We start from the raw sequence: 26,024 nt of genomic DNA, 5'->3' as shown, positions 1-26,024 counted from the left end.
GTTGGGCCCGCAACGACGGACTTTGACCCGCGCAAACAAAACGGGCCCCGTGAGGGGCCCGAATCGTAGTACCGCCGGGTGGCGGGTCAGGCGGCCTGGCGCAGGTTGGCCAGCAGGCCCCGGAGTTCGGAGGCCTTGGGCTTCACCAGCCAGAACGAGCCCTGGTAGTCGTCGAAGCGTTCCAGGATCTCGCGGCCCCAGGCGCTGTCGGTCTCGTGCACGAACTCGGTGATGAGTTCCTCCAGGTAGTTCCGGTGTGCCTCCATGTCCTCGATGTCGAGGCGATGCAGGTCGATCAGCTCGTTGTTGATGCGGTCGGGGAAGTCGTTCTCCCGGTCCAGCACGAACGCGAAGCCGCCGGTCATGCCCGCGCCGAAGTTGATGCCGGTATTGCCCAGCACCACCATTACGCCGCCGGTCATGTACTCGCAGCCGTGGTCGCCGATGCCTTCCACCACCGCGATGGCGCCGGAGTTGCGCACGCCGAAGCGCTCGCCACCCTGGCCGGCGGCGAACAGCTTGCCGCCGGTTGCGCCATACAGGCAGGTGTTGCCCATGATGGTGGTGTCCTGGCTGGCGAAGCTCGAGCCTTCCGGCGGACGGATGACCAGCTTGCCGCCGGTCATGCCCTTGCCGACGTAGTCGTTGGCATCGCCTTCCAGGTACAGGTGCAGGCCGCCGGCGTTCCAGACGCCGAAGCTCTGCCCGGCCGTGCCCTTCATGCGCACGGTGATCGGGGCGTCCGACATGCCCTGGTTGCCGTGGCGCTTGGCGATCTCGCCGGACAGGCGGGCGCCGATCGAGCGGTCGGTGTTGGCCACGTCGAAGTGGTATTCGCCACCAGCCTTGCTCTCGATCGCCTGAAGCATCTCGGCGACCATCTTCTCGGCCAGTTCGCCCTTGTCGAACGGCTCGTTCTTCGGCTCCTTGCAGAAGCGCGGCTTGCCGTCGAGGTCGCCACTGGCCAGCAGGCCGTTCAGGTCCAGGTGCTGCTGCTTGGGCGTCTCGCCCGGCAGGACCTCCAGCAGATCGGTGCGGCCGATCAGGTCGGTCAGGCTGCGCACGCCCAGCTTCGCCATCCACTCGCGGGTCTCGCGGGCGACGAACTGGAAGTAGTGCATGACCATCTCGGGCAGCCCGATGAAGTGGTTCATGCGCAGCACCTTGTCCTGCGTGGCCACACCCGTTGCGCAGTTGTTCAGGTGGCAGATGCGCAGGTACTTGCAGCCGAGCGCCACCATCGGGCCGGTGCCGAAGCCGAAGCTCTCGGCGCCGAGGATCGCGGCCTTGATGACATCCAGGCCGGTCTTCAGGCCGCCGTCGGTCTGCAGGCGCACCTTGTCGCGCAGGTCGTTGCCGCGCAGGGTCGCGTGGGTCTCGGCCAGGCCCAGTTCCCACGGCGTGCCGGCGTACTTGACCGAGGTCAGCGGGCTGGCCCCGGTGCCGCCGTCGTAACCGGAGATGGTGATCAGGTCGGCGTAGGCCTTGGCCACACCCGCGGCCACGGTGCCGACGCCGGCCTCGGAGACCAGCTTCACCGAGACCAGGGCGTTGGGGTTCACCTGCTTGAGGTCGAAGATCAGCTGCGCCAGGTCCTCGATGGAATAGATGTCGTGATGCGGCGGCGGCGAGATCAGGGCCACGCCCGGATTCGAGTAGCGCAACTCGGCGATCATCTTGTTGACCTTGTGGCCCGGCAGCTGGCCGCCCTCGCCGGGCTTGGCACCCTGGGCGACCTTGATCTGCAGGACCTCGGCGTTGACCAGGTAGTGCGGGGTCACGCCGAAGCGGCCGGAGGCCACCTGCTTGATCTTCGACATCCGCTCGGTGCCGTAGCGGGAGACGGCCTCGCCGCCCTCGCCGGAGTTGGAGCGCCCGCCGAGGCGGTTCATCGCGGTGGCGAGAGCCTCGTGGGCCTCCGGCGACAGCGCGCCCAGGCTCATGCCGGCGGAGTCGAAACGCGGCAGGATGTCGGCCTCGGATTCGACCTCGTCGACCTCGATCGGCTCGATGTCGTCGCGGACCTTCAGCAGGTCGCGCAGCACGGTCACCGGTCGTTCGTTCACTAGGTCCGCGTATTCCTTGTACACGCCGTAGTCGCCGGACTGCACCGCGCGGTGCAGGGTCTGGATCACGTCCGGGTTGTAGGCGTGGTACTCGCCGCCGTGAACGTACTTCAGCAGACCGCCCTGGCCGGCGCTCTTGCGCGGGTTCCAGGCGCGCTTGGACAGCGTCTCCAGGTCCGCCTCGATGTCGGCGAAGCGGGTGCCCTTGATACGGCTGGTGGTGCCGGTAAAACAGGTCGTCACGACCTCGTCGGCCAGGCCGACGATCTCGAACAGCTGCGCGCCGCGGTAGCTGGCGATGGTGGAGATGCCCATCTTCGACAGGATCTTGAACAGGCCCTTGTTGATGCCCTTGCGGTAGTTCTGCGCCAGCGTCAGCGGGTCCGCGTTCGGGATTTCGCCGGACTGGCACATGCCGTGCAGCGCGGAGTAGGCCAGGTACGGGTAGATCGCGGTCGCGCCGTAGCCGAGCAGCACCGCGAAGTGGTGCGGGTCGCGCACGGTGGCGGTCTCGGCGACGATGTTGGCATCGGTGCGCAGCTTGGCGCGGATCAGCGCGTGGTGCACCGCGCCGACGGCCAGCGCGGCCGGGATCGGGCGGCGTTCCGGGTCGATGCCGCGGTCGGAGAGCACCAGCACCACGGCGCCCTCGCGCACGGCCTCGACCGCGCGTTCGGTCAGGGCCTTTACGGCGTCCTCCAGCGAGCCGGAGTGGACGTCGTAGTTGAGGTCCATGCGCTCGACGCGGAAGGCGTCCTCGGTCTGGTTGCACAGCTCGCGGAACTTGGCCTCGGACAGCACCGGGGAGTCGGACACCAGCCGGTGGGCGTGGTCCGGGGTCTCCTCGAACAGGTTCTGCTCGCGGCCGAAGCAGGTCTCCAGCGACATCACGATGCTCTCGCGCAGTGGGTCGATCGCCGGGTTGGTGACCTGGGCGAACTGCTGGCGGAAGTAGTCGAACAGTGAGCGGGTGTGGCGGGAGAGTACCGCGAATGGGGTGTCGTCGCCCATGGAACCGACGGCCTCCTGACCGGCCTCGGCCAGCACGCGGAGGATCTGGTCGCGCTCCTCGAAGGTCACGTCGAACAGCTTCTCGTAGGTCTCCAGCCGTTCGGGCGGCATCGGCTCGCCGGAGAACAGCTGATTGTCGTCCAGCTGGCTCTTCAGATGGTGCACCTGCGCGCGCAGCCACTGGCGATAGGGCTGGCGGGTGCGGTTGATGCGGTCGATGTCCTCGGGCTGCAGCAGTTCGCCGGACTCGGTATCCACGGCCAGCATCTGCCCGGGCTTCAGGCGGCCCTTGGCGACCACGTCCTCGGGGGCGTAGTCATACACGCCGATTTCCGAGGCCAGGGTGATGTGGCGGTCCTTGGTGATCACGTAGCGCGCCGGGCGCAGGCCGTTGCGATCAAGGGTGCAGGCGGCGTAGCGGCCGTCGGTCAGCACGATCCCGGCCGGGCCGTCCCAGGGCTCCATGTGCATGGAGTTGTATTCGTAGAATGCGCGCAGGTCGGAGTCCATGTGCGCGACGTTCTGCCACGCCGGCGGGACCAGCAGGCGCATCGCGCGGAACAGGTCCATGCCGCCGGCGAGCAGCACCTCGAGCATGTTGTCCAGGCTCTGCGAGTCGGAGCCCTCCAGGTTCACCAGCGGTTCCAGTTCGGCCAGTTCCGGCAGCTTCTCGGTGGCGAACTTGTGCTGGCGCGCGACCGCCCAGTTGCGGTTGCCCTGCACGGTGTTGATCTCGCCGTTGTGGGCGAGGAAACGGAACGGCTGTGCCAGGCCCCACTGCGGGAAGGTGTTGGTGGAGAAGCGCTGGTGGAACACGCAGATCGCGGTCTCCAGTTCGGGGCGCTTCAGGTCCGGGTAGAACACCGGCAGGTTGGCCGGCATCACCAGGCCCTTGTAGGAGAGCACTTGCGCCGACAGGCTGGGCACGTAGAACACCGGGTCGTCGCCCATCGCGATCTCGGCGCGACGGCGCACCACAAACAGCGCGCGCTCGAAGTCGGCCGCGTCCATCTCCGCCGGGGCATTGATGAACACCTGCAGGATGTGCGGCTGGCTCTTCATCGCCTCGGCGCCGCAGGCGTCTTCCGGATTGACCGGCACCTCGCGCCAGCCGGCAAGCCGGAGCGGGCCGCGCTCGATCGCGCTCTCCACGGTGGCGCGGGTCTCGGCGATCTTCTCCGGGTTGATGAACACGATGCCGGCGGCGAAGCGCTCGGCCAGTTCGATGTTCGACTCGGACGCGAGGGTGCGCAGGAAGGCCTCGGGGGTCTTCATCAGCAGGCCGCAGCCGTCGCCGGTCTTGCCGTCGGCGGCGATCGCGCCGCGGTGGGTCATGCGTTCCAGGGCCTTGATCGCGGTGTCCACCACCCAGTGGCTGGCTACGCCGTCCATGTGCGCGATCAGGCCGAAGCCGCAGTTGTCGCGCTCGAATTCGGGGCGGTAGAGGGTGCCGTTCAGTTGGTTCTGTCGCATCGGTCAACTCCGGTCGCAGCGCGCGGGGCCATACGCGGGCGCGGTACGTTGGTCAGGGCCGTCCCTGGAAAAAGAACACGGAAAAAGGCGCAGGAATATAGCCGAACCATCATTCTCCCGGCAAACCGGGCGCGGTCAAGAAGACACGACACCGGCGCAGGTTAAGGTCCGGCAGCGCGGTTCACCACGAAGCCGCCAAGCAGGTCGAGGGCGGTTTACAGGAAGACGCGAAGGTGGGAAGGAAAAGACGATTCCGACCCAAAACACTCCAGGTCAGTCCCTTCCTGTCTTCCCCTCTTCCTGTCAATGCTTTTCAGGGTTTCTTTGAGCATCATGTAGTGAGTGCAGCTGTGGGCCGGATCAATCGCGGACGGCGTTCTGGACCGAGCCGATGGAGCGGATCCAGGGTTCGTCGCTGCGCACCGCGGCCGGCAGGTCCTGCGCGGCGCGCTGGGCGGCGGCCCGGTCGGGGAAGACCCCGGCGAGGATGACCACGAAGTCGCGGTTGTTGACCCGCGTCGGGATGTAGCGGATGCCACCCAGCTGGTGCTGGTCGGCATAGGCCCGCGCGGCGCCCATGTTCGGGGCGGCCAGCAGCTGGATGGTCGTGGCGCCGCCGTCCTGGTTGCTCAGCCAGGCGCGGTCGCTGCGCAGGCGTTCGGCGTCCGCGTCATCCGCGGCCGGTTCTGCGGCGGCCGGTTCCGGTGCGGGCTCGGGTTCGGGCTCGGGCTCCGGCGCAGGTGCGGGTTCCGGGGCGGGTTCGGGCTCTGCTTCCGGCGCCGGTTCTGGCGCGGCCGCTTCGGGTTCCACGGGTGTTTCGGTCTCGCTGGCGCGTGCGGCCGGGTCCGGGCTGCCGGTCTCCGGGGAGGTCGGTTCGGTCTCGGCCGGAGGCGGCAGGTCCAGCGGGTCGCCCACCGCCACCTCATCGTCCTGCAGCGTCTCTGGTTCGGCTTCGGGGGCGGGTTCCGGCTCGGCCTCGGTGACGCGTGGTTCGGGCAGGGGCAGTTCGATGATCTCGCTGTCGGCGGGTGTGGCGTCGCTCTCCAGGAGTTGCCAGGCGACCGGCGCAGCGATCCCCAGGGCCACGGTGATGGCCACGGCTGGGACGAACCAGCGCTGGTTCCAGAATGCGGTGCTTTCCGGCGCGGGGGGCTCGGGAATGCGCTCGTCGGCCTCGATGCCGCCCGGTGCGCTCGCGGATATGCCGTTGTCGGTTTCGGATTCCGCGGGGGCGGCGGACAGGGCCTCGGCCGCGGGCGTGAAGCCGTCATCGGCGTCCCGGCTTGTCCGGAGGGTCGGCTCCGGTTCGGCCTCGGGTTCCGGATCGGACTCGTGGAAGGCGGTGGCGAACGCCGGTTCTTCGGCTTGCGGATCCCCGGCGATGGTATCGGACTCGTCGGTGTCGCCCTCGGCGGCGTCGCCCGCCGCCACGCCGGGGGCGGTGCTGCCGGTCGCCACGGAACCGGACCGGCGCTCGCTGCGGCACTGGCGCTCGAGGAAGTTGTTGGCCTCGCGGTTGAGGTTGCCGGGCAGGCCCTGGCTGGTGGTCTGCAGGTGATGGATGGCGTCCGCGTCCAGCAGGCGCTCGGGGTCGGTGAGTCCCGCGGCCTGCAGGCGGTGGCGCAGGTAGGCCGCCGTTTGCTCGAGGTTGAAGGCGCGCAGACTGATGCGGGTGACCTGGTCCTCGTCGGAGGGGTCGGGCAGGTACAGGCGCCGGCGCAGCAGGCCGGCGGATCCCACCAGGATGATGCGCGGGGCGCGGCCGTGCTTGGCGAGGACCTCGCTGCGCATGCGCATCAGGTTGTTGACGATGTCGGTCCCCACCAGGTGGGCATCGTCCATGGCGATGACCGGATCGACGCCGTCGGCGACGCGGTCCGCGAGCAGTTCGGTCAGGGGGCGATCCGGGTCGTCCGCATTCTGCGAGCGCAGGTAGTTGCGAATGGTGTTGTCCACCGATTCGAACTGGGTGTTGATGCGCGCGCGGAAGGCGATCAGTTCGAACGGGTCGGGCAGCATGGCCAGCAGTCGCATCAGCTGCAGGCTGCGCCCGGAGCCGTTCTCGCCGGTCATCAGCACGACCGCGCCGGGGCCGTTCAGGGCGGCCCGCGCCGATTCCAGCTGGCCGTCGAGTAGCGGGTCGCTGTAGACGAAGGTCTCGTCGGGGGCGTCGTCAAACGGCGGCGCGTGCAGGCCGAGTTGTTCCAGGCATTGTTCGGAAAGCGCCATCGGATTCGGTCTCAGGTCAGCGTGCCCAGGTCGAACAGGCGGTGGTGTTCGCGGATGGCGTGGCGATCGGTCATGCCGGCGATGTAGTCAGCGATGGCGCGTTGGGGGCCGTGCGGGTCGTGAGCGGCCATCTCGTCGGCATGGCGCTGATAGTTCTCGGGCATCAGGCGCGGTTCCGACTCAAAGGCGGCAAACAGGTCGTGGATCAGCTGACGGGCCTTGTGCATGACGCCGTGCACCTGGTGGTGATGGTAGAGGTTCTCGCGCAGAAAGCCTTTCAGTTCCCGTGCCTGCTCGGCCATCTCCGGGCTGAAGCGGATCAGGGCCTCGCCGGTGCGGCGTACGTCGTCGGGGGATTGCGGGCGGTGGTGGTCGATTGCCGCCCGGCTGCTCTCGATCAGGTCGCCGACCAGGGTGTCGATCATGCGCCGCACGGTTTCATGCTGGGTGCGCCGGGGATCCAGGTCCGGATAGCGGGCCTGGACCTTCTCGCGACAGGCGCGGAACAGCGTCACCTCGGCGAGGTGGTCCATGGTGAGCAGACCGGAGCGCAGGCCGTCATCGACGTCGTGATTGTTGTAGGCGATCTCGTCGGCCACGTTCGCGAGCTGGGCCTCCAGGCTCGGCTGTTCCTTCTGCAGGAAACGCACGCCAATCTCGCCCAGTTCGCGGGCCTTCTCCGGCGAGCAGTGCTTGAGGATGCCCTCGCGCGTCTCGAAGGTCAGGTTGAGGCCGTCGAAGTCGGCATAGTGGCGTTCCAGCAGGTCCACGATGCGCAGGGACTGCAGGTTGTGCTCGAAGCCGCCGTGCTCGCGCATACAGGCATTCAGGGCGTGCTGTCCGGCGTGCCCGAACGGGGTGTGACCGAGATCATGCGCCAGGGCGACGGCCTCGACCAGATCCTCGTTCAGCTGCAGGGCCCGCGCGATGGAGCGCCCGATCTGGGCGACCTCCAGCGAGTGGGTCAGGCGGTTGCGGAACAGATCGCCCTCGTGGCTGATGAAGACCTGGGTCTTGTATTCCAGCCGGCGAAAGGCACTGGAGTGCACGATGCGATCGCGGTCGCGCTGGAAGTCGCTGCGGTGGCGCGGTGCGGGCTCGGCCTGGGCGCGGCCACGCGAGTGCGCCGGGTCGCAGGCGTAAGGCGCCAGGCCGGGGGGGGCGACGCTGGGAATGGCCATGGCTTCAGGCGACACGGGCATGCTCGTGCAGGGTGTGGTCCAGGGCGGTCTCGTCGAACTGGTCGGTCAGGACGGCCTCGCCGATGCCGCGTAGCAGCACCAGGCGCAGGCGGCCGCTGGCGACCTTCTTGTCGATGGCCATCAGTTCGCGGAAGCGCTCCGGGGTCACCTCGGCCGGCGGGTCCAGGGCCAGGCCGGCGCGACGGATCAGGGCCTCGGCGCGTTCGCGCCCGGCGCGGTCCAGCCAGCCCATGCGCTCGGACATGCGCGCGGCCATGGCCATCCCGGTGCCCACCGCCTCGCCGTGCAGCCAGGCGCCATAGCCCATGCCGGCCTCGATCGCGTGGCCGAAGGTGTGGCCGAGGTTGAGCAGGGCGCGGATGCCGCCCTCGCGTTCGTCGGCGGCGACGATCTCCGCCTTGCAGGCGCAGGAGCGGCGGATGGCATGGGCCAGGGCTTCCGGCTCCAGCGCGCGCAGGGCGTCGATATGTTCTTCCAGCCAGGCGAAGAACTCGGCGTCGCGGATCAGGCCGTACTTGATGACCTCGGCCAGGCCTGCCTGCAGCTCGCGCTCGGGCAGGGTCTTCAGGGTGTCGGTATCGATGACGACGGCGCGCGGCTGATGGAAGGCGCCGATCATGTTCTTGCCCAGCGGGTGGTTGACCCCGGTCTTGCCGCCTACGGAGGAGTCGACCTGGGCGAGCAGGGTGGTCGGCACCTGCACGAAGTCGATGCCGCGCTGGTAGATCGCGGCGGCAAACCCGGCGATGTCGCCGACGACCCCCCCGCCGAGGGCGACGATGCGGCTGCCTCGGTCCAGTCGGGCCTCCAGCAGCCGGGTCAGGATGGTCTCCACGGTGGCCAGGGTCTTGTGCTGTTCGCCGTCGGGCAGTTCGATCCACAACGGCTCGCCGCTGATGTCGCACTGGGCGAGGTTCCGGCGCAGGGCCTCCCCGTACAGCGGGCCGACGGTGGTATTGGTGACCACGGCAACGCGCCGGCCCTCCAGAGCCGGGCGCAGCCGTTGCGGGTCGGTCAGCAGGCCCGGCCCGATGTGGATCGGGTAGGCGCGTTCGCCCAGTTCGACATTGAGGCTTTCCATGCCCGTCATCATAGCGTGCGGGTCGACGGTGGCGTAAGCCGGGCGTCCCGCATGCTGCGGATCGCTTCACGGACTTTTGCAATTGGTGCGGGTTGGATTACCATAGGGAGTTCTGCATGGTCGCCCGGAGTGTTTGGCGGCCGGTTTTGTTGTTTTTGATCGAGATGATCCAGCATCCGTTTCGGAGATTGTATGCCGCACGTACGAGTTCGTGAGAATGAGCCCTTCGAGGTTGCCCTGCGCCGCTTCAAGCGCACCTGCGAGAAGGCCGGTGTGGTCGCGGAAGTCCGCCGCCGCGAGTACTACGAAAAGCCGACCACCGAGCGCAAGCGCAAGGCCGCGGCCGCAGTGAAGCGCCAGCTGAAGAAGAACTCCCGCGACATGACTCGCCGGGTGCGTCTGTACTGAACCCCGTCCGGGTGGCTGCCCGGACCCGAGGACCCAACAATGTCGCTCAAGGCCCGGTTGCAGGATGATGTGAAGCAGGCCATGCGGGCCCGGGAGAAGGACCGCCTGTCCGCATTGCGCATGATTCAGGCCGAGGTGTCGCAGTTCGAGGTGGACGAGCGGCGCGAGGCCGACGACGACACCGTGCTGGCGATCCTCAATCGCATGCTCAAGCAGCGGCGCGATTCCATCGATCAGTACCAGAAGGGCGGTCGCGAGGACCTCGCCGAGCGCGAGGCCGCCGAGGTCGCCATTATCGAGGAATACATGCCCGAGCCGCTGGATGCGGCCGCTCTCGATCAGCTTGTGCAGAAAGCGATCGCCGAGACCGGCGCTGCGGCCCCCGGTGACATGGGCAAGGTGATGGGCGTGCTCAAGCCGCGGGTCTTCGGCCGTGCCGACATGGGCCAGGTGAGTCAGAAGGTCCGGTCCGCGCTGGGGAATTCTTGACCGGTTCGCCCGGTTGGCCGTAAAGCCCTCCTAACCTGAACGCAACAACGGGGAACCCGTGGCGTCCGCGCCTGCGAGTGTTCGCCGGAGCGAGTGATCCATGGCTTCCAATCCGATGCAGTTCCTGGACCTTCCGCGCCAGGACCCCCAGAAGACCCCCGCCGAGATCCGGATCCACGAGTTCGGCGAGATCATTGGCCAGTTCGATCCGGCGACCGCCGGTCAGCAGGCCGGCCGTTGTCTGGCCTGCGGCAATCCCTACTGCGAATGGAAGTGCCCCGTCCACAACTTCATCCCCAACTGGCTGAAGCTGGTGGAGGAAGGCAACCTGTTTGCGGCCGCGGAGCTCTCGCACAAGACCAACTCCCTGCCCGAGGTCTGCGGTCGCGTGTGCCCGCAGGACCGTCTGTGCGAGGGCGCCTGCACCCTGAATGACGGCTTCGGCGCGGTCACCATCGGCTCGGTCGAGAAGTACATCACCGACGAGGCCCTGAAGGCCGGCTGGCGCCCGGACCTGTCCGATGTCACCCCGACCGGCAAGCGCGTTGCGGTGATCGGGGCCGGCCCCGCGGGGCTGGGTTGCGCGGACATCCTGGCGCGCAACGGCGTGCAGGCGGTGGTGTATGACCGTTATCCGGAGATCGGTGGCCTGCTGACCTTTGGTATCCCGCCGTTCAAGCTGGAAAAGCACGTCATCCGCACCCGCCGCGAGATCCTTGAGGGCATGGGCGTCGAGTTCCGCCTGAACACCGAGATCGGCCGCGACATCGCGATGGACGCCCTGCTGGAGGAGTACGATGCCGTGTTCCTCGGCATGGGCACCTACACGGCGATGCAGGGCGGCTTCCCTGGCGAGGACCTGCCGGGCGTGTATCCGGCGCTGCCGTTCCTGATCTCCAACGTCCGCCAGGTGATGAACTGGCCGCAGGAAGAGGGCGGCGAGTTCATCGACATGGCCGGCCAGCGCGTGGTCGTCCTCGGCGGCGGCGATACCGCGATGGACTGCAACCGCACCTCGATCCGCCAGGGCGCGGCCTCGGTGACCTGTGCGTATCGCCGCGACGAAGAGAACATGCCGGGTTCGCGCAAGGAAGTCGTGCATGCGCGCGAAGAGGGCGTGCACTTCGAATTCAACGTGCAGCCGGTGGAGATCGTCGGCGACGGCAAGGTCGAGGGCGTGAAGGTCGTGCGTACCCAGATGGGTGCTCCGGACGAGCGCGGCCGTCGCCGTCCCGAGCCGGTCCCCGGCTCCGAGCACTTGATTCCGGCCGACCGGGTGCTGATCGCATTCGGCTTCCGTCCGTCGCCCTCCGACTGGTTCGCCGACTACAAGATCGGCATCGACGAGGGCGGGCGCGTACAGACCCTGGGCGAGCATGCCTTCCAGACCGGCAACCCGAAGGTCTTTGCCGGCGGCGACATGGTGCGCGGCTCCGACCTGGTCGTCACCGCCGTCTTCGAGGGCCGCGAGGCCGCCGAAGGCATCCTTGAATATCTCGGCGTTTGAGCCTTTCGATGTCCCAGAACCTGAAGAACGACCGTCTCCTGCGGGCCCAGTTGCGCGAGCCGGTGGACCGTCCGCCGATCTGGATCATGCGCCAGGCCGGTCGCTACCTGCCGGAATACCGCGAGACCCGTGCCCAGGCTGGCAGCTTCATGAGCCTGTGCCAGAACCCGGAGCTGGCCTGCGAAGTCACCATGCAGCCGCTGCGCCGCTTCCCGCTGGATGCGGCGATCCTGTTCTCCGACATCCTGACCATCCCCGACGCGATGGGGCTGGGTCTTTATTTCGAGACCGGCGAGGGCCCGCGTTTTCGCGATCCTGTGCGCTCGCTCGAGGCGATCGAGAACCTCCCGGTGCCGGACCCGGAGCAGGAGCTGCGCTACGTAATGGACGCGGTGCGCCTGATTCGTCGTGAACTGGATGGGCAGGTACCGCTGATCGGCTTCGCCGGCAGTCCGTGGACGCTGGCGACCTACATGGTCGAGGGTCAGGGCTCGCGCGATTTTGCCGAGACCAAGCGCCTGATGTACGGCGAGCCGCAGGCGATGCACGCGTTGCTGCAGAAGGTCGCCACCGCGGTCACCGACTACCTCAATGCCCAGATCCGGGCCGGCGCCCAGTCGGTGATGATCTTCGACACCTGGGGGGGCTCGCTCACCCCGCGGGCCTACCGCGAGTTCTCGTTGGCGTACATGCAGCGCATCGTCGACGGCCTGATCCGCGAGAACGACGGCCGCCGCGTGCCGGTGACGCTGTTCACCAAGGGCGGCGGGGCCTGGCTGGAGATGATGGCGGACACCGGGGCCGATGCCCTGGGCCTGGACTGGACCATCGAGATCGGCGAGGCCAGCCGCCGGGTCGGCGACCGCGTCGCGCTGCAGGGCAACCTGGATCCGTCGGTGCTCTACGCGCCGGAGGCCGTGGTGCGCGAGGAGACGCAGCGCGTCCTCGACGGCTTCGACCGCGATACCGGCCACGTATTCAACCTGGGTCACGGCGTGCATCCGGGGATCGATCCCGAGCGGGTTGCCGCCATGGTGGATACGGTCACGAACTACCGCCGGTAGGCTGCCGGGGAGGCCTGGCCTTCCGTCCCTACTCCGCCTCGGCCGGCGCTGTCTCGGCGTCGGCCTCTGCCAGCATCCTTTCCACGTCCGCGCGCGTCGCGCGCGCCATCGGGCGCCCGTCCACCGGAGAGGGCGGCGCCTGGCGCATGCCGTCCAGCGGGAATACCGTCAGTTCCACATCCGTGTCGTCCGGGCCGCGAAACGCGAGGAACGGGATGCGCTGTTCACGGCCCTGCCGGCTGCGGTAGCGCCGTTCCCCGGTCTCGCAGTGGATGCCCCGCTCGCCCAGTTCCAGGATCACCTCTTCCACGGTCTCGGCGAACGCGTGCAGGTTGATCAGCGGCTGCGACTCGACCAGTCCCTGGAGCAGGGGGCCCACCAGGCGCGGCTCCAGGTGTCGCAGGCGTTCCATTACGATCAGGGCCGCCTCCAGCCGCTCGCGGTAGGCCGCGCGACTGCCCGGGCTCGCGAACAGCCGGCTGCGTTCGATGGCGGCATCCTGGATCTCCAGGTTGCCCGGCATCTCGTGACGGGCATCTACCCCAAGGTGCTCCGCGGCCTTGCGCTTGGCGAGCGCAAAGTCGCGGATCCCGTCGTCGAGCATGATGCGGGCGGCCTCCTGCGCCAGTTCCTGGCGTACGCGCGAGGGGGCCCCCATCAAAACACCAGTTCGGGCTGCTGACTGCCGTTACCGCCGTTGTCGCCGCCGCCTCCGGGAATGACGTGCCCGCGTTCCGGGATCTGGTGGGGCAGCAACCACTGGTTGGTCGCCCCCGGCGCGTCGTCGCTGGGCGCGCGCTGACCGTTCGGCAGGATCGCGACGCGCACGAGGTCGTCGGGGCGTTCCAGGGGGTGGTCCGGCTGGTCGCTCAGCACGCTGCCCATGAACCGGGTCCAGATGGGCAGGGCGGCCCGGCCGCCGCTCTCGCGCCGGCCCAGTTCGCGGTTGTCGTCGAAGCCGATCCAGGCGGTGGCGACGAGATCCGCGTTGAACCCGGCAAACCACGCATCGCGGTAGTCGTTGGTGGTACCGGTCTTGCCGGCGAGGTCGGAGCGACCAAGCTCGAGGGCGCGCCGCCCGGTGCCCGAGGTGATCACGCTGCGCAGCATCTCCCCCATCTGCCAGGCGACGCCGGGTTCCAGGACGGGGACCGGGTCGGTGTACTGCAGCGGCCCGCTGCTGGCGACCAGCGGCAGGTCCTGTCCCTCCGGGCTGGCACAGGGCGCCGGGCAGGCGCGCTCGGTGGCCGCTTCGTAGAGCACTTCCCCGTCCACCGTCTCGATCCGCGAGATGATCCACGGGCTGTTCAGGCGCCCGCCGCTGGCGAATACGCCATAGGCGTTGTTCAGCTGCAGCGGGGTGAGCGTTCCGGTCCCCAGGACCATCGACAGGTTGTTCGGCTGGGTCTCGCGGCTCAGGCCAAAACGCGTCAGTTCCTGGTGGACGTTGCCGGTCCCCAGGCGATCCAGCAGGCGGATGGACGCCAGGTTGCGGGAGTTCGCCAGCGCCTCGCGTAGTGTCGTCTCGCCATGGAAGCGGCGGGTGTAGTTCTGCGGCCGCCACTCGGCCCCCAGGGCCGGATCGTTGAAGACCATCGGGGCGTCAATGACGGTGCTGTCCGGTCGGTATCCTTCGCGCAGAGCCAGGGCATAGACCAGTGGCTTGAAGGCCGATCCGGGCTGGCGCTGGGCCTGCGTTGTGCGATCGTAGCGATTCTCGAAGAAGTCGAAGCCCCCGGCCAGGGCGGTAATGGCGCCGTCCTCCGGTGCCTGGGCAATCACGGCCCCGGTGACCTCGGGCTTCTGGGCCAGGCGCCAGCGCCCCTCGGTGTGCGGGCGGATGCGGATCACGTCTCCGCGCTGGAATGCAGGGGAGCCGGCCCATTCGCGGTCTTCCGGGAGGATCTCCTGCTCGCCGATCCGGCCACCGTCGACGCGCAGGACCCCGTCGTCGTCCGGATTCATGACCACGGCGGGGAACAGCAGGCGTCCGTGTGCCCCGATGGCCTTCAGGGCACGTTCACGTGCCTCGGCATCGTCCAGAGTGGCATCCGGAATGCGCATCTCCGGACCGCGAAAACCGTGACGTTCGTCATATTCCAGCAATCCTTCGCGCAGGGCCTGGTTGGCGGCTTCCTGCTGGCGGGAGTCGATGGTGGTGTGCACCTGCAGGCCGCGGCGATAGGCCTCGTCGCCCCACAGGTTCACCACCATCTGGCGCGCCATCTCGGCGACCCAGTGGGCGTCGATCTCGGTCGCAGCGGTATGGCGTTCGGACAGCACCGGCCGCGATATCGCGGCCTCGAAGGCGGCCTCGTCGATGGCGCCCGTTTCCAGCATGCGCCGCAGCACGTAGTTGCGCCGGACCTCGGCGCGTTCGGGGCTCGTGACCGGGTTGGTCGTGGAGGGCGCCTTGGGCAGGGCGGCGAGCGTGGCGATCTCGTCCAGTTCCAGGGCGTCCAGCGAGCGCCCGAAGTACACCCGCGAGGCAGCCTCGATCCCGTAGGCGCGCTGTCCGAGGTAGATCTTGTTCAGGTACAACTCGAGGATTTCGTCCTTCTCAAGTTCCTGTTCCAGGCGGATGGCCAGGAAAATCTCGCGCAGCTTGCGCTCGTACGTGCGTTCGCGCGTAAGGAAGATATTGCGTGCCAGCTGCATGGTGATCGTGCTGCCGCCCTGACTGCGTTCCCCGCCAGTGGATACGAGGTTGAGCGCGGCCCGGGCCAGGCCCAGGACGTCCACGCCAGGGTGGTCGTAGAAGCGTTCGTCCTCGGCCGCGATAAAGGCGTCGCGAACCTGCTGCGGGATCGCTTCGATCGGGACCGGGATGCGGCGTTCTTCCGCGAATTCGCCCATCAGGCGACCGTCCGCGCTGCGCACTTGCAGGGGTGTCTGCAGGCGCACGTCCCGCACCGCATCGGCCTCGGGGAGGGTCGGCGCGTAATAAACGTAGAGAGCGGCCAGTGCGATGGACAGGCCGATTCCGGCTGCCAGAATCAGGGCCAGCAGCGCCGCAATAATCTTGAAGACCGGATTCATGACAGCAAAAAAAGTGAGGCCAAGATGAGAAGTCGCATTCAATGCGACTTGCAACCTTGAAGTCGCGGTGTATATTGTGAACGAGCTAGCATACGTGATTGTAACGCTACCAGTTACTTTCGTTGGGGTATACAGGGGGATGTGTGCTGAGTCTCGGAAAATCCAAACAGGGGGTCCTGGGCGTGGACATCAGCTCGGCAGCCGTAAAGGTGCTGGAGCTGGCGCGACAGGGTAAGGGGTACCGGGTCGAGGCCTTCGCGGTCGAGCCGTTACCGGACGGGGTGATGGTCGACAAGGTCTGCCAGGACACCGAGGCGGTGGGCAATGCCCTGGCCCGGGCGGTCAAGCGTTCCGGCACCCGACTCAAGCACTGTGCGATGGCCGTCCCTTCTTCCGCTGTCATCACCAAGACCATTCAAATGTCGGCCGCGCTGGGCGATGCGGAACTTGAAGGCCAGGTCTTCGTGGAGGCCGATCAGTACATCCCCTACACCCTTGAAGAGGTCAACCTGGACTTCCAGGTCCTCGGCAAGAATGAAAAAAACCCCCAAATGGTCGACGTCCTCGTGGTGGCTTCGCGCCGCGAGAACGTCGATTCCCGCGTGGCCATCGCCGAGGCCGCCAAGCTGACCCCCGAGCTGGTCGACGTCGAGGCCTACGCGATCGAACACACCGCGGAACGCCTGATGGAGCAGATCCCGGATCGCGAGAGCAAGCCCATCGTTGCGGTGGTGGACGTCGGTTCTTCGGTGACTGCCGTGTACGTGGTCAGTCAGGACGAGGGCGTCGTCTACACCCGCGAGCAGAATTTCGGCGGTCGCATGCTCACCGAAGAGATCATGCGTCGCTACAGCATGAATTATCAGGAGGCCGGTTCCGCCAAGATGAGCGGTGACCTGCCGGCCGACTACGCCAGTTCCATCCTCGAGCCCTTCAAGCAGACCATGGTCGACCAGATCCAGCGGCTGCTGCAGTACTTTTACGTCACCCGCCCGCAGGATACGATCGATCATATCCTCCTGGGCGGTGGTTGCGCGGCCATCCCGGGCGTGGATGAACTGCTCGAGGAGGCCGCCGGTACGCCCGTCTCGATCGCCAATCCGTTCCGCGGCATGGCGCTGGCCAAGCGGGTGAACCAGGAACGCTTCGCCAATGATGCCCCGGCGCTGATGACGGCCTGTGGCCTGGCCATGCGGGGGTACGCGTCATGATCTACATCAACCTCCTCCCCTGGCGCGAAAAGGCACGCGAACAGCGGCGCAAGCAGTTCTTCGCCGCGACCGGTGGTGCCGCCGTGGTGGGTGTTCTCCTGGCGTTTGCCGGTTACAGCTTCATGGGGTCGCTCATCGACCACCAGCAGTCGCGCAACCAGATGCTGGAGACCGAGATCCGCGAACTCGACCGCCAGATCGCCCGAATCCGGGACCTGGACGAGCAGCGCGAGGCGCTGATCGCCCGCATGGAGGTCATCCAGACCCTGCAGGCGCGGCGCCCCGAGGCGGTGCATCTGTTCGACCAGCTGGTCGAGACCCTGCCCGATGGCACGTACCTCAACGAGGTTCGCCAGGAGGGCGAGAATGTCCGCCTCGTCGGTCGCTCCGAGTCCAACACACGGATCTCCGCGCTGATGCGCCGGATCGATGCCTCGCCCTGGCTGGGCAGTTCCAACCTGCAGATCATCGAGACCCGGGAAGAGGGTCGCCTCCAGGTGCGTGACTTCCGTCTGGATGCCACGCAGACCCGGCCGGATGCCGAAGAGGGGGATTCCTGATGGATCTCAAGGAACTCAACCAGATCGACTTCAACAACATCGGGGAGGCCTCCTGGGGTATCAAGGGCCTGATTCTGGTCGTGATCGTCCTGGCGATCCTCGGCCTGTCCTACTACCTGTTCATCGGTGACCAGCGCACCGACCTCGAACGTGCCGAGAGCCGCGAGATGCAGCTGCGTGACGAGTTCGAGGACAAGCAGCAGCGCGCGGCCAACCTGCAGGCCTACGAGGACCAGCTCGAGGAGATGGAGCGCATGTTCGCCTCGCTGCTCGAGTTGCTTCCGAGCAGCGCCGAGATCCCCAGTCTCCTGGTGGACATCTCCCAGACCGGATTGCAGGCCGGCCTGGAGATCGAGCTGTTCGAGCCGCGTGGCGAGAACCGCCAGGATTTCTACGCGGAGGTTCCGATCCGGCTGCGTGTCCGGGGTGACTACGAGGACCTCGCGGAGTTTGTCAGCGGGGTTTCGGCCCTGCCGCGCGTGGTCACCATGCACAACATGCATATCCGCCCGGGGAATGCCGATAACGACCTGCTGATGGACGCGGTCGCCCGAACCTACCGCTACCTGGAGGAGAACTGATGAAGCATTCTTCCATGCAGGCGGTATGGCCGGGGCTGGCCCTGATCCTTGCGGGCGGTTTCGTTCTTTCCGGGTGTACCCAGGATAACCGCGATCTTCAGCAGTACATCGCCGATGTCAAGGAGCGTCCGGGCAGCGGCATCGAGCCGATCCCGACCCTGGAGCCGCACGAGCCCTACCTCTACCCGGGCCACACCCGGTCGCCCTTTGACTCGTCGGTGATTGCGCAGCCGGCGCCTGCCGCGGCCGAGGGGCAGCCCGGGGACGCCGAGGTCGATCCGGATCGCCCGCGCGAGTTCCTCGAGGGCTTTCCGCTGGATTCCCTGCGGATGGTCGGCTCGCTGGAGCAGGATGGGGTGCGCTATGCCCTGGTCCGAACCCCGGACCGCGGGATTCAGCGGGTGACCGAAGGCAATTATATGGGCCAGAACCATGGCGAGATCGTCGAAATCACGCCCACCCAGATCCGGTTGATTGAAATCGTGCCGGATGCCTTTGGTGGCCATGTGGAACGCGAGAATTCGGTGGCGCTGACCGAATAGCGGTTGGGGAGAAGAACATGATGACGAGCATTCGCCGCAGGGTCGGCACAACCAACAGAGGATTCAACATGGGTTCTTCCATGCGCGCTTTAGCAGGCACGGTCGTTGCAGGCCTGCTGTTCATGGTGTCCCAGGGGGTGGCTGCCACCGAACTGGAAGAGATCCGGGCTGGCAGCCTGAGCGGGGATCGGGTTCAGGTGAACCTGCGCTTCTCGGAAGCGCCGCCTGCCGACATTCGCGCCTTCGCGATTGACTCGCCACCGCGCATTGCGCTGGACCTGCCCAACGTGGGTAACGCCCTCCCGCGTCGCGAGACCGACCTGAACGTGGGTCCCGTGCTACGGGCCAGTTCGGTCGAGGCGGGCAACCGCACACGCGTGGTCCTGAACCTTACGCAGGCCTCCGAGTATCAGACCCGGGTGGAAGGCAACAACCTGATCCTCACGCTGGGACGCGGTGTGTCCGAGGCGGACGCCCGCACCCGGCAGGTTGTCGACCGTGCGGGTGAGCCGACGACCACGACCCGCAGCGCGCGCCCCGTGGAGATCACGGGGATCGATTTCCGCCGTGGGTCCGAAGGCGAGGGTCGCGTCGAAGTCGATCTCTCCCGTTCGGGTGCCGAAATCAACGTGCGCGAACAGGCGGGGCGGATCGAGATGACCTTCCCGCGCGCCATGATCGACGAGTCTCTCGAGCGCCGCCTCGACGTCGTCGATTTCGCGACCCCGGTACACACGATCGACACCGTGGCCGAGCGCGACCGCGTACGCATGGAAGTCGAGGCGCGTGGCGAGTACGAACTGCTCTCCTATCAGAGCGATCGCCAGTTCGTCCTCGAGGTTGCCCCGATCTCGGAAGCCGAACGCCAGGCCCGTGCCCGCGAAGAACAGGAATTCGAGGGCGAACGCCTGTCGCTCAATTTCCAGGACATCGAGGTGCGTTCGGTCCTGCAGCTGCTGGCCGACTTCACCGATCTGAACATCGTGGTCAGCGATACCGTGGGCGGTAACATCACCCTGCGCCTGAACAACGTGCCCTGGGATCAGGCGCTGGACATCATCCTGCGCGCCCGCGGTCTCGACAAGCGCATGGACGGCAACGTGCTGTATGTCGCGCCCAGCGAAGAGATCGCCGCGCGCGAACGCATGGAGATGGAGGCCGAACGCGATCGCCAGGAGCTGGAGCCCCTGCGCACCGAGTTCGTGCAGATCAACTTTGCCCAGGCCGAGCAGATCGCCTCCCTGATTCGGGGCGGTGACGGTGGCGAGTTCCTCTCCGAACGCGGCAGCATCACCATCGACACGCGCACCAACACGCTCCTGGTGCAGGACACCCAGAGCCGTATCGAGGACGTCCGTCGCCTGGTCTCCACGCTGGATGTTCCGGTGCAGCAGGTCCTGATCGAGACCCGCATCGTGATCGCGGAGGATACCTTCAACCGCGAACTGGGTGCGCGCTTCGGGATTAGCGCGACCCGCGGGAGCGATCGCCGCACCCCTGCAGGTCTCTCCGGTTCGTTGGAAGGCTCCAACAGCGCTCTTGGCACTAGCCCCGGTCAGATGGGGGGGCTCGCGATCGGTGACCGACTGAACAGTTCGCTGCCGGCCGGCGGTAACGCCGGGAGCGCAGGCCTCAGCATCCTGCGCAGTGGTATCCTTCTGGATCTCGAACTGTCGGCCCTGCAGGTCGAGGGTCGCGGCGAGATCATCTCCAGCCCGCGGGTGATCACGGCCAACGGTCAGACGGCCACGATCAAGCAGGGCGAAGAGATCCCGTTCCAGGAAGCCACTGCCTCCGGGGCGACTTCGACCCAGTTCATCGAGGCCGTGTTGTCCACGGAGGTCACTCCCCAGATCACGCCGAACGGCAACGTGATCCTGGATATCAAGGTGACCAAGGATGAGCCCAGCCAGCGGGTGATCCTCGGCGTACCCGGGATCAACAAGCGCGAGGTGGAAACCCAGGTCTTTGTCGGTAACGGCGAGACCGTGGTGCTGGGCGGCGTGTACGAGATCGACAGCCGCACCAACCTGGAGAAGGTGCCGTTCTTCGGGGACATCCCGTTCCTCGGCAACCTGTTCCGCAACCGCTCCACGGAGAACACCAAGGCCGAATTGCTGATCTTCGTGACCCCTCGCGTACTCGACTGAGTGCGCGGATCATGGCCGGGTGCGAATCACCCGGTCCGTTCGATTCTGAAAGCCGGGGCTTGTCCCCGGCTTTTCTTTGGGAGACCCAGCCAGTAGCCTTGGCGCCCATGCAGAACATCGTACTGGTAGGCCCGATGGGGGCCGGCAAGAGCACAATCGGGCGCGGCCTCGCGGGGCTGCTGCGGCGGCCGTTCTTCGATACCGACCAGGAGATCCAGCGGCGTACCGGTGTGGATATCCCGACCATCTTCGAGTTCGAGGGTGAGGCGGGCTTTCGCAAACGCGAGACGGCGATGCTGGAATCACTGCTGCAACAGGAGGGCGCGGTCATCGCGACCGGCGGCGGGATCGTCGAACGCCCGGAGAACCGCGAGCTACTGCGCGACCAGTTCGTGATTTACCTGCGGGTGCCGGTAGAGGAGCAGTTCCGCCGTACCCGGCGCAACCGCAAGCGGCCGCTGATCGCGGAGGCGGCGGACCCGAAGGCGCGGCTGCAGGAGTTGTTCGAGGCCCGTGATCCGCTGTACCAGGAGATCGCCAGCCTGACCCTGGAAGGCAAGGGCCGGCGGGTCCGCGATGCCGTCAAGGGCGTGTGCTCCGCCCTGCAGGTCCAGCGCCCCGACCTGTGCCAGCCACGCTCCGACGGCTAGTTGGCCCCATCACGCAGTACACAAAGACAAAAGCACCAACAGGAAGTCTGGAAGATGGGAAGTGCGGCAAGGGTCCTGTGCTCCCCGGCATTACCCGTAAGACATTACTTCCGTTCTTCCTGCCTTCCTGTGAACCGCTTTTGACGTGCAGCGTGTAGTTCCCGTGGCATCGCGTTAATCGTCAGTGGCGGGTATTGCCGCCGCCATTTGGGACGAACATGCCGTCCTGCGATGGTGGCGAGCGGCGCCCGTGCGAGGCGTGGTGGAACAGCAGGCGCCAGCGATCGTCCAGCCAGCGCCAGGTCTGGCTGATCAGGATCGTGCCGGTCGGGGCGACGTCGCCCGGCCGGGTGATCGCCTCCTCGATGACCACGCTGATGATCTCGCCGGTTTCGTGGCGACCCACGATCCTGGGTTCGATGCCGATGTTCAGTTCGCGCGCGAAGACCAGCAGCCAGCTCTCCATGACCTCTGCGACGCCGCGATGGGCCCGCGGGCTCCCCGGGTGGATGCAGACGATATCTGGACGCTCGCCCCACAGGCGCATCATCTGTTCGATGTCGGCGGCGCGGAAGGCGGCGTAGTATTCGTCGATGCAGCGGTTGGCATCTGTCGCCATCAGTGTACCCCTCCGGTGGGCCATTCCGCCGCCGGTTCCGGGTCGGGGCTGGCGTGGTGGAGCACCATGCGCCAGCTGTCACCCACCTGGCGGTAGCCGTTGGTTGCCAGCATGACGCCGCGACGCTCGCCCTGGACGTAGAGGTTTTCCCGCAGGACATGCAGCACGAGGTCGGCTCCCGGAATGGTCGTGACCTGGGTGCGGTGCACCACCACACCCCGCATGCCCGGCAGGATGTCGTCCCAGCTCTCCAGAATGATGTCCGTGCCCTGCAGACGTTCGCCGCCCGGATGGATGCATACGCACTCGGCACTGTCGTGCCAGACCTCGCGCATGCCCTGCGGGTCGCCGGTCTGAAAGGCTTCGTAAAAGGCGGCTTCCGTGGATTCGGGAGAGGGGAACGTGGCCATACGGGTCGGGCCTCCAGGAACGGAGCGCATATTGTCGCAGGAGCCTTCCCCGATGACGAATGCGCGAGGCGCAGGCGGGTGACGTGTTCCGCCGGAACCGCCAGAATGACGCTCCCTCATCATCGGAGTCTGTATGGCACGCATCCTCGCGACCGGTATCGTGACGCTCGACCATACCCTCGACGTCGCGAACTTTCCCGCCGAGGACGACGAGGTCCGGGCGCTTGCCAGTACGAGCCAGCCCGGGGGGAACGCCACCAACACCGCGGCGATCCTCGCCCAGTTCGGCCATCGCCCGGGGCTGGCGGCGGTGGTCGCCCGGGGCGCGGGGGGGGATGCCCTGCTCGAGCAAATCCGCGAGCGCGGGCTGGATGTACGCCACTGCGTGCGGCGCTCCGGTGCGACGCCGACGTCGCACATCCTGCGTTCAAAGGCCACGGGCAGCCGCACGATCGTTCACCACCGCGATCTTCCCGAACTCGCGGCGGCGGATCTGGCCGATGTGCCCTGGTCGGAGTACGACTGGCTGCATTTCGAGGGCCGGAATCCGGATGCCCTGGCATCGATCCTGGCGGCCGCGCGCGGGAGTATTTTCGATCAGCCCGTGTCGCTGGAGCTGGAGAAACCCCGTCCGGGCCTGGAGGCGTGTCTGGATTTTGCCGATGTCCTGATGCTGTCGCGCAACTGGGCCGCGACCGTAGCCGATCGCCCCGAAGTCGCACTGGAGCATCTTGCACGCCGGTTTCCTGACCGCATCCTGACGGTCACGGCGGGAAGTTCCGGGGCCTGGATGGCCGCGCGCGGGGAGATCCATCACTGTGCACCTACGGACGGGCTGCAGGTGGTCGACAGTGTGGGGGCGGGGGATACCTTCAATGCCGGGCTGATCCACGCCCTGGTGTCGGGGGAGCCCCCGGAGCAGGCGCTGGTGGCGGCGGTTCGATTGGCCGAGCGCAAGCTGGCGCAGGTCGGATTCGATGGGCTGGCGGCCGCGGGGCCGGACCCCGCGGCGTGGCCGGGCTAGCGGGCAAAGGCTCTACGACGGACGGGCGTGCCGGTTGGGGGCGGCTCAGGCCTCTTCGCCGAAGCGGTCGGCGACCAGTTCGGTCAGCGCGTCCAGGGCCTCGGAGGCGTCCTGCCCTTCGGCCTCGATGGTGATCTCGCTACCCTGGGCGGCGGCCAGCATCATCACGCCCATGATGCTCTTGCCGTTGACCTCCTGCTGGTTGCGGGAGACGGTGACGTCCGCGGCGTACTGGCTGGCCAGGCTGACAAACTTGGCCGCGGCGCGCGCGTGCATCCCCAGGCGGTTAACGATGGGGACTACGCGCTGCGGCATCGCTGCACTCCTGGTCGCAGAGAAGGATTCCGTCGTGGCCACCGGACAGGGCCTTGTTGACCAGTTCGGTCAGGGGGAGGTGCTGGTAGTTGAGCACACGGACGAGCATCGGCAGGTTGATGCCGGCAATGACGCGCGCATTCGCGCCGCGCGCGGCGCGGCTGGCCACGTTCGAGGGCGTGGAGCCGAACATGTCCGTCAGGATCAGCACCCCGGATCCGCTGTCGAGGATTTCCAGGCGCTCGCGGGCGCGGGCCAGGACCTCGTCGGGGTCGTCGTTCTGGGACATCGCCATGGACTCGCAGTCATCGGGCAGGCTGCCAAGCATGCTTTGCGCGGTCTGCAACAGGGTGTCGCCCAGATTTTGATGCGTGATCAGAATGAGACCAACGCCCATGGATCGGCTCCGATTGCGGGTTCCTGAAAGGCCTTTACCCGCGTCCAGTGTTTACTGTTTGGCCAGCTCGCGGTGACGGATGCTAACAGTAACATGTTCGCGATCCCGCCACGCCCTCGCGAGGCGCTCGACCAGGTACACCGAGCGGTGCTGCCCGCCGGTGCATCCGATGGAGACCGTCACGTAGCTGCGGTGGTCATCCACCAGGCGCGGCAGCCACTGCGCGAGGAAGCCCTGGACGCTGTCGAACATCGCCGCGACCTCCGCATGCCCCTCGAGGAAGTCGCATACCGGCTGGTCGCGGCCGGTCAGCCCGGCCAGGTCGCGTTCGTAGTGCGGGTTCGGCAGGCAGCGCACGTCGAACACGAAGTCCGAGTCCAGCGGCGCGCCGTGCTTGAAGCCGAAGGACTGGAACAGCAGCGACAGCTCGTGTTCCCCGCGCTCGCCCATGCGGTCGCGCAGGGTGCGGGCGAGATCGTGCATCGACAACCGCGAGGTGTCCACCGTCAGGTCGGCCTCGGTCGCCACGTGGCCCAGCCATTCGCGTTCGCGCTCGATGGCCTCGACCAGCGGCACCCCGTCGCGCGCCAGCGGGTGGCGCCGCCGGGTCAGGTGATAGCGCCGCAGCAGGACCTCGCTGGAGGCCTGCAGGACCAGTACCTCGACCTGGATCCCCTCGGCCCGCAGTCGTGCCAGCAGATCGGCGAAGCCCTCCAGGGCCTCCAGCCCGCTGCGTACATCCACGCCCACGGCCAGGTGGCGGTCGCCCTCGGTGTCGTAGTGGCCCTGGCGCACCTGATTGATCAGGTCCGGCAGCAGGGGCAGCGGGAGGTTGTCCACGCAGAAGTAGCCGGCATCCTCCAGGGTGTTCAGGGCCACGGTTTTGCCGGAGCCGGACAGACCGCTGACGATCAACAGGCGCATGACGGGGGTCAGCCCTCCGGATCCGGATTGGGGACGGTGGTTGCCGGCACTGCGCGGTGATAGGGCGGCTCCTCCGCCTCGCCGCTCATCTGGCGGCGCTGGCGGGCGCGCAGGTCGTCCCCGGCGATGTACCCTTGCATGTGCAGCATGTGGTTGCGCACGGCGGCCTCGATCATCACCGCGATGTTGCGGCCCGGCGCGACCGGCAGACTGATCAGCGGGATGCGCAGGCCGAGGATGTCGATCTCGCCCCGGCGCCCGTTGAGCCGGTCGTCGGGGACCGGCGAGGGCTCGCCATGATCGCGCAGGTCGATGATTAGACGCAGGTATTTGCCGCCCTTGATCGCGGAGTCGCCATACATCGCGCGGATGTTCAGGACCCCGAGCCCGCGTACCTCGAGCAGGTCCTGGAGCAGGGCCGGGCAGTGACCGCGCACGATGTCGGGCGCAATGCGCGCGAACTCGGGGGCATCGTCGGCGATCAGGCGGTGACCGCGCGAGATCAGCTCCAGCGCGACCTCGCTTTTGCCGACGCTGGAGGCCCCGCTGATCAGGACCCCGATGCCGAGGATCTCCATGAATACGCCATGGCGGACCTCGAAGTGGGCCAGGCGCTGCTGCAGGAAATAGCGCAGCAGGGCGATGATCTCGTGGCTGCTGGTGCTGGAGCACAGGATCAGCGGCAGCGCCTCCTGCGGAGCATCGGGCATCTCCGAGAACGGGCAGGTGTCCTCGGCGAAGATCACCGCGGTGGTGCCGGTGCGGGCCATTTCCAGGATCAGGTCGTTGCGCTGGGCATCGCTCAGGCTGGCGATGTAGCGCGCCTCGAAGTCCCCGATCACCTGGATGCGGTTGGGCCGGATCAGGTTGAGGTGCCCGGCCAGGGGCAGGTCGTCGCCATCGTCGCCGACCAGCTTGCGGTCGGCGGCGGCATGCTCGCCGTGCACAAAGCGCAGATCCAGGCGGTTGCCCATCGCCTGGATCAGGGTTTCCACGTTGATGTCGCGGGCGATCCCGCCTTCCCCCAGTGCCTCGTTCATGAGCAGGGCCGACGCGGGCCGGTGTCGTGGCG

The 26,024-nt window shown here is 67.2% G+C and carries 23 protein-coding genes; 11 read left to right on the top strand and 12 right to left on the bottom strand.

The features are described from left to right. Positions 1-86: 86 nt before the first annotated feature. The 4 genes from gltB to aroB all read right to left on the bottom strand — a co-directional run bounded on the left by gltB (position 87) and on the right by aroB (position 9,074). Positions 87-4,550, bottom strand: coding sequence for a glutamate synthase large subunit (gltB, locus tag F572_RS0108725; RefSeq protein ID WP_017942703.1), 4,464 nt, complete (start codon positions 4,548-4,550; stop codon positions 87-89). A gap of 360 nt (positions 4,551-4,910) precedes the next feature. Next, a complete protein-coding gene (locus tag F572_RS0108720) occupies positions 4,911-6,779 on the bottom strand; it encodes an SPOR domain-containing protein (RefSeq protein WP_017942704.1) in 1,869 nt (622 codons plus the stop codon). Positions 6,780-6,790: 11 nt separating this feature from the next. Continuing rightward, positions 6,791-7,960 carry a deoxyguanosinetriphosphate triphosphohydrolase gene (locus tag F572_RS0108715; protein WP_017942705.1) on the bottom strand — a complete coding sequence of 390 codons (1,170 nt, stop codon included), beginning with the start codon at positions 7,958-7,960 and terminating at the stop codon, positions 6,791-6,793. Positions 7,961-7,964: 4 nt separating this feature from the next. Further along, positions 7,965-9,074, bottom strand: coding sequence for a 3-dehydroquinate synthase (aroB, locus tag F572_RS0108710; protein WP_018158440.1), 1,110 nt, complete (start codon positions 9,072-9,074; stop codon positions 7,965-7,967). A 180-nt stretch (positions 9,075-9,254) separates the two neighbouring features. Here aroB and rpsU point away from each other — a divergent pair, with 180 nt between their 5' ends. From rpsU to hemE, 4 genes are all read left to right on the top strand, one after another. Then, on the top strand, positions 9,255-9,470 hold the full coding sequence (gene rpsU, locus F572_RS0108705; protein WP_012981683.1) for a 30S ribosomal protein S21: 216 nt from the start codon (positions 9,255-9,257) through the stop codon (positions 9,468-9,470). Positions 9,471-9,509: 39 nt separating this feature from the next. Continuing rightward, complete coding sequence (locus tag F572_RS0108700; RefSeq protein ID WP_017942707.1) at positions 9,510-9,959, top strand: GatB/YqeY domain-containing protein; 450 nt, start codon at positions 9,510-9,512, stop codon at positions 9,957-9,959. 100 nt (positions 9,960-10,059) lie between these two features. Beyond that, the gene (locus F572_RS0108695) at positions 10,060-11,466 is read left to right on the top strand and encodes an FAD-dependent oxidoreductase (protein WP_018158439.1); all 1,407 of its coding nucleotides are present in this window, start codon (positions 10,060-10,062) and stop codon (positions 11,464-11,466) included. Positions 11,467-11,474: 8 nt separating this feature from the next. Further along, positions 11,475-12,530: a uroporphyrinogen decarboxylase gene (gene hemE, locus F572_RS0108690; RefSeq protein ID WP_017942709.1), complete on the top strand. Its 1,056-nt coding sequence runs from the start codon at positions 11,475-11,477 to the stop codon at positions 12,528-12,530. 28 nt (positions 12,531-12,558) lie between these two features. On the opposite strand, the gene F572_RS0108685 is transcribed toward hemE, so the two are convergent. Both F572_RS0108685 and F572_RS0108680 read right to left on the bottom strand, forming a co-directional pair. Further along, positions 12,559-13,188 (bottom strand): hypothetical protein, encoded by a 630-nt coding sequence (locus F572_RS0108685; RefSeq protein ID WP_017942710.1) that lies wholly within the window; start codon positions 13,186-13,188, stop codon positions 12,559-12,561. Beyond that, positions 13,188-15,569, bottom strand: coding sequence for a penicillin-binding protein 1A (locus F572_RS0108680; protein WP_017942711.1), 2,382 nt, complete (start codon positions 15,567-15,569; stop codon positions 13,188-13,190). Before F572_RS0108680 ends, F572_RS0108685 begins: the two co-directional genes overlap by 1 nt. A 143-nt stretch (positions 15,570-15,712) precedes the next feature. Between F572_RS0108680 and F572_RS0108675 the strand changes: the two genes are divergently transcribed. From F572_RS0108675 to F572_RS0108650, 6 genes are all read left to right on the top strand, one after another. Beyond that, positions 15,713-16,780, top strand: a complete 1,068-nt coding sequence (locus F572_RS0108675) for a pilus assembly protein PilM (protein ID WP_018158438.1) — start codon at positions 15,713-15,715, stop codon at positions 16,778-16,780. Continuing rightward, entirely contained in the window at positions 16,777-17,340 is a 564-nt protein-coding gene (locus F572_RS0108670) for a PilN domain-containing protein (protein ID WP_017942713.1), read from the top strand. The genes F572_RS0108675 and F572_RS0108670 overlap by 4 nt, the downstream gene beginning before the upstream one ends. Continuing rightward, the gene (locus F572_RS0108665; protein ID WP_017942714.1) at positions 17,340-17,921 is read left to right on the top strand and encodes a type 4a pilus biogenesis protein PilO; all 582 of its coding nucleotides are present in this window, start codon (positions 17,340-17,342) and stop codon (positions 17,919-17,921) included. Before F572_RS0108670 ends, F572_RS0108665 begins: the two co-directional genes overlap by 1 nt. Further along, positions 17,921-18,463 (top strand): pilus assembly protein PilP, encoded by a 543-nt coding sequence (locus F572_RS0108660; protein ID WP_017942715.1) that lies wholly within the window; start codon positions 17,921-17,923, stop codon positions 18,461-18,463. The genes F572_RS0108665 and F572_RS0108660 overlap by 1 nt, the downstream gene beginning before the upstream one ends. A gap of 17 nt (positions 18,464-18,480) precedes the next feature. Next, positions 18,481-20,613, top strand: a complete 2,133-nt coding sequence (gene pilQ / locus F572_RS0108655; RefSeq protein ID WP_026143119.1) for a type IV pilus secretin PilQ — start codon at positions 18,481-18,483, stop codon at positions 20,611-20,613. 107 nt (positions 20,614-20,720) lie between these two features. Beyond that, entirely contained in the window at positions 20,721-21,263 is a 543-nt protein-coding gene (locus tag F572_RS0108650; RefSeq protein WP_017942717.1) for a shikimate kinase, read from the top strand. A 181-nt stretch (positions 21,264-21,444) separates the two neighbouring features. Here F572_RS0108650 and F572_RS0108645 read toward each other — a convergent pair whose 3' ends face one another. Then, positions 21,445-21,906 (bottom strand): nuclear transport factor 2 family protein, encoded by a 462-nt coding sequence (locus F572_RS0108645; protein WP_026143120.1) that lies wholly within the window; start codon positions 21,904-21,906, stop codon positions 21,445-21,447. Further along, positions 21,882-22,292: a nuclear transport factor 2 family protein gene (locus F572_RS0108640; RefSeq protein WP_017942719.1), complete on the bottom strand. Its 411-nt coding sequence runs from the start codon at positions 22,290-22,292 to the stop codon at positions 21,882-21,884. The genes F572_RS0108645 and F572_RS0108640 overlap by 25 nt, the downstream gene beginning before the upstream one ends. Positions 22,293-22,425: 133 nt before the next feature. Here F572_RS0108640 and F572_RS0108635 point away from each other — a divergent pair, with 133 nt between their 5' ends. Further along, complete coding sequence (locus F572_RS0108635) at positions 22,426-23,316, top strand: PfkB family carbohydrate kinase (protein ID WP_017942720.1); 891 nt, start codon at positions 22,426-22,428, stop codon at positions 23,314-23,316. A 45-nt stretch (positions 23,317-23,361) separates the two neighbouring features. Here the strand turns inward: F572_RS0108635 and F572_RS0108630 are convergent, their stop codons facing one another. The 4 genes from F572_RS0108630 to hprK are packed head-to-tail and all read right to left on the bottom strand — an operon-like array spanning position 23,362 to position 25,992. Further along, complete coding sequence (locus F572_RS0108630; RefSeq protein WP_017942721.1) at positions 23,362-23,631, bottom strand: HPr family phosphocarrier protein; 270 nt, start codon at positions 23,629-23,631, stop codon at positions 23,362-23,364. Further along, complete coding sequence (locus F572_RS0108625) at positions 23,603-24,028, bottom strand: PTS sugar transporter subunit IIA (protein ID WP_017942722.1); 426 nt, start codon at positions 24,026-24,028, stop codon at positions 23,603-23,605. Before F572_RS0108625 ends, F572_RS0108630 begins: the two co-directional genes overlap by 29 nt. Positions 24,029-24,079: 51 nt before the next feature. Further along, a complete protein-coding gene (gene rapZ, locus F572_RS0108620) occupies positions 24,080-24,952 on the bottom strand; it encodes an RNase adapter RapZ (protein WP_017942723.1) in 873 nt (290 codons plus the stop codon). Between the two features lie 8 nt (positions 24,953-24,960). Continuing rightward, on the bottom strand, positions 24,961-25,992 hold the full coding sequence (hprK, locus tag F572_RS0108615) for an HPr(Ser) kinase/phosphatase (RefSeq protein WP_017942724.1): 1,032 nt from the start codon (positions 25,990-25,992) through the stop codon (positions 24,961-24,963). Positions 25,993-26,024 lie beyond the last annotated feature (32 nt).

The organism is Thioalkalivibrio sp. ALE14 (assembly GCF_000376845.1).
Taxonomy (GTDB): Bacteria; Pseudomonadota; Gammaproteobacteria; order Ectothiorhodospirales; family Ectothiorhodospiraceae; genus Thioalkalivibrio.
The sequence above is the reverse complement of the archived record's forward strand: the minus strand, read 5'-3'. Positions and strand labels throughout refer to the sequence as shown.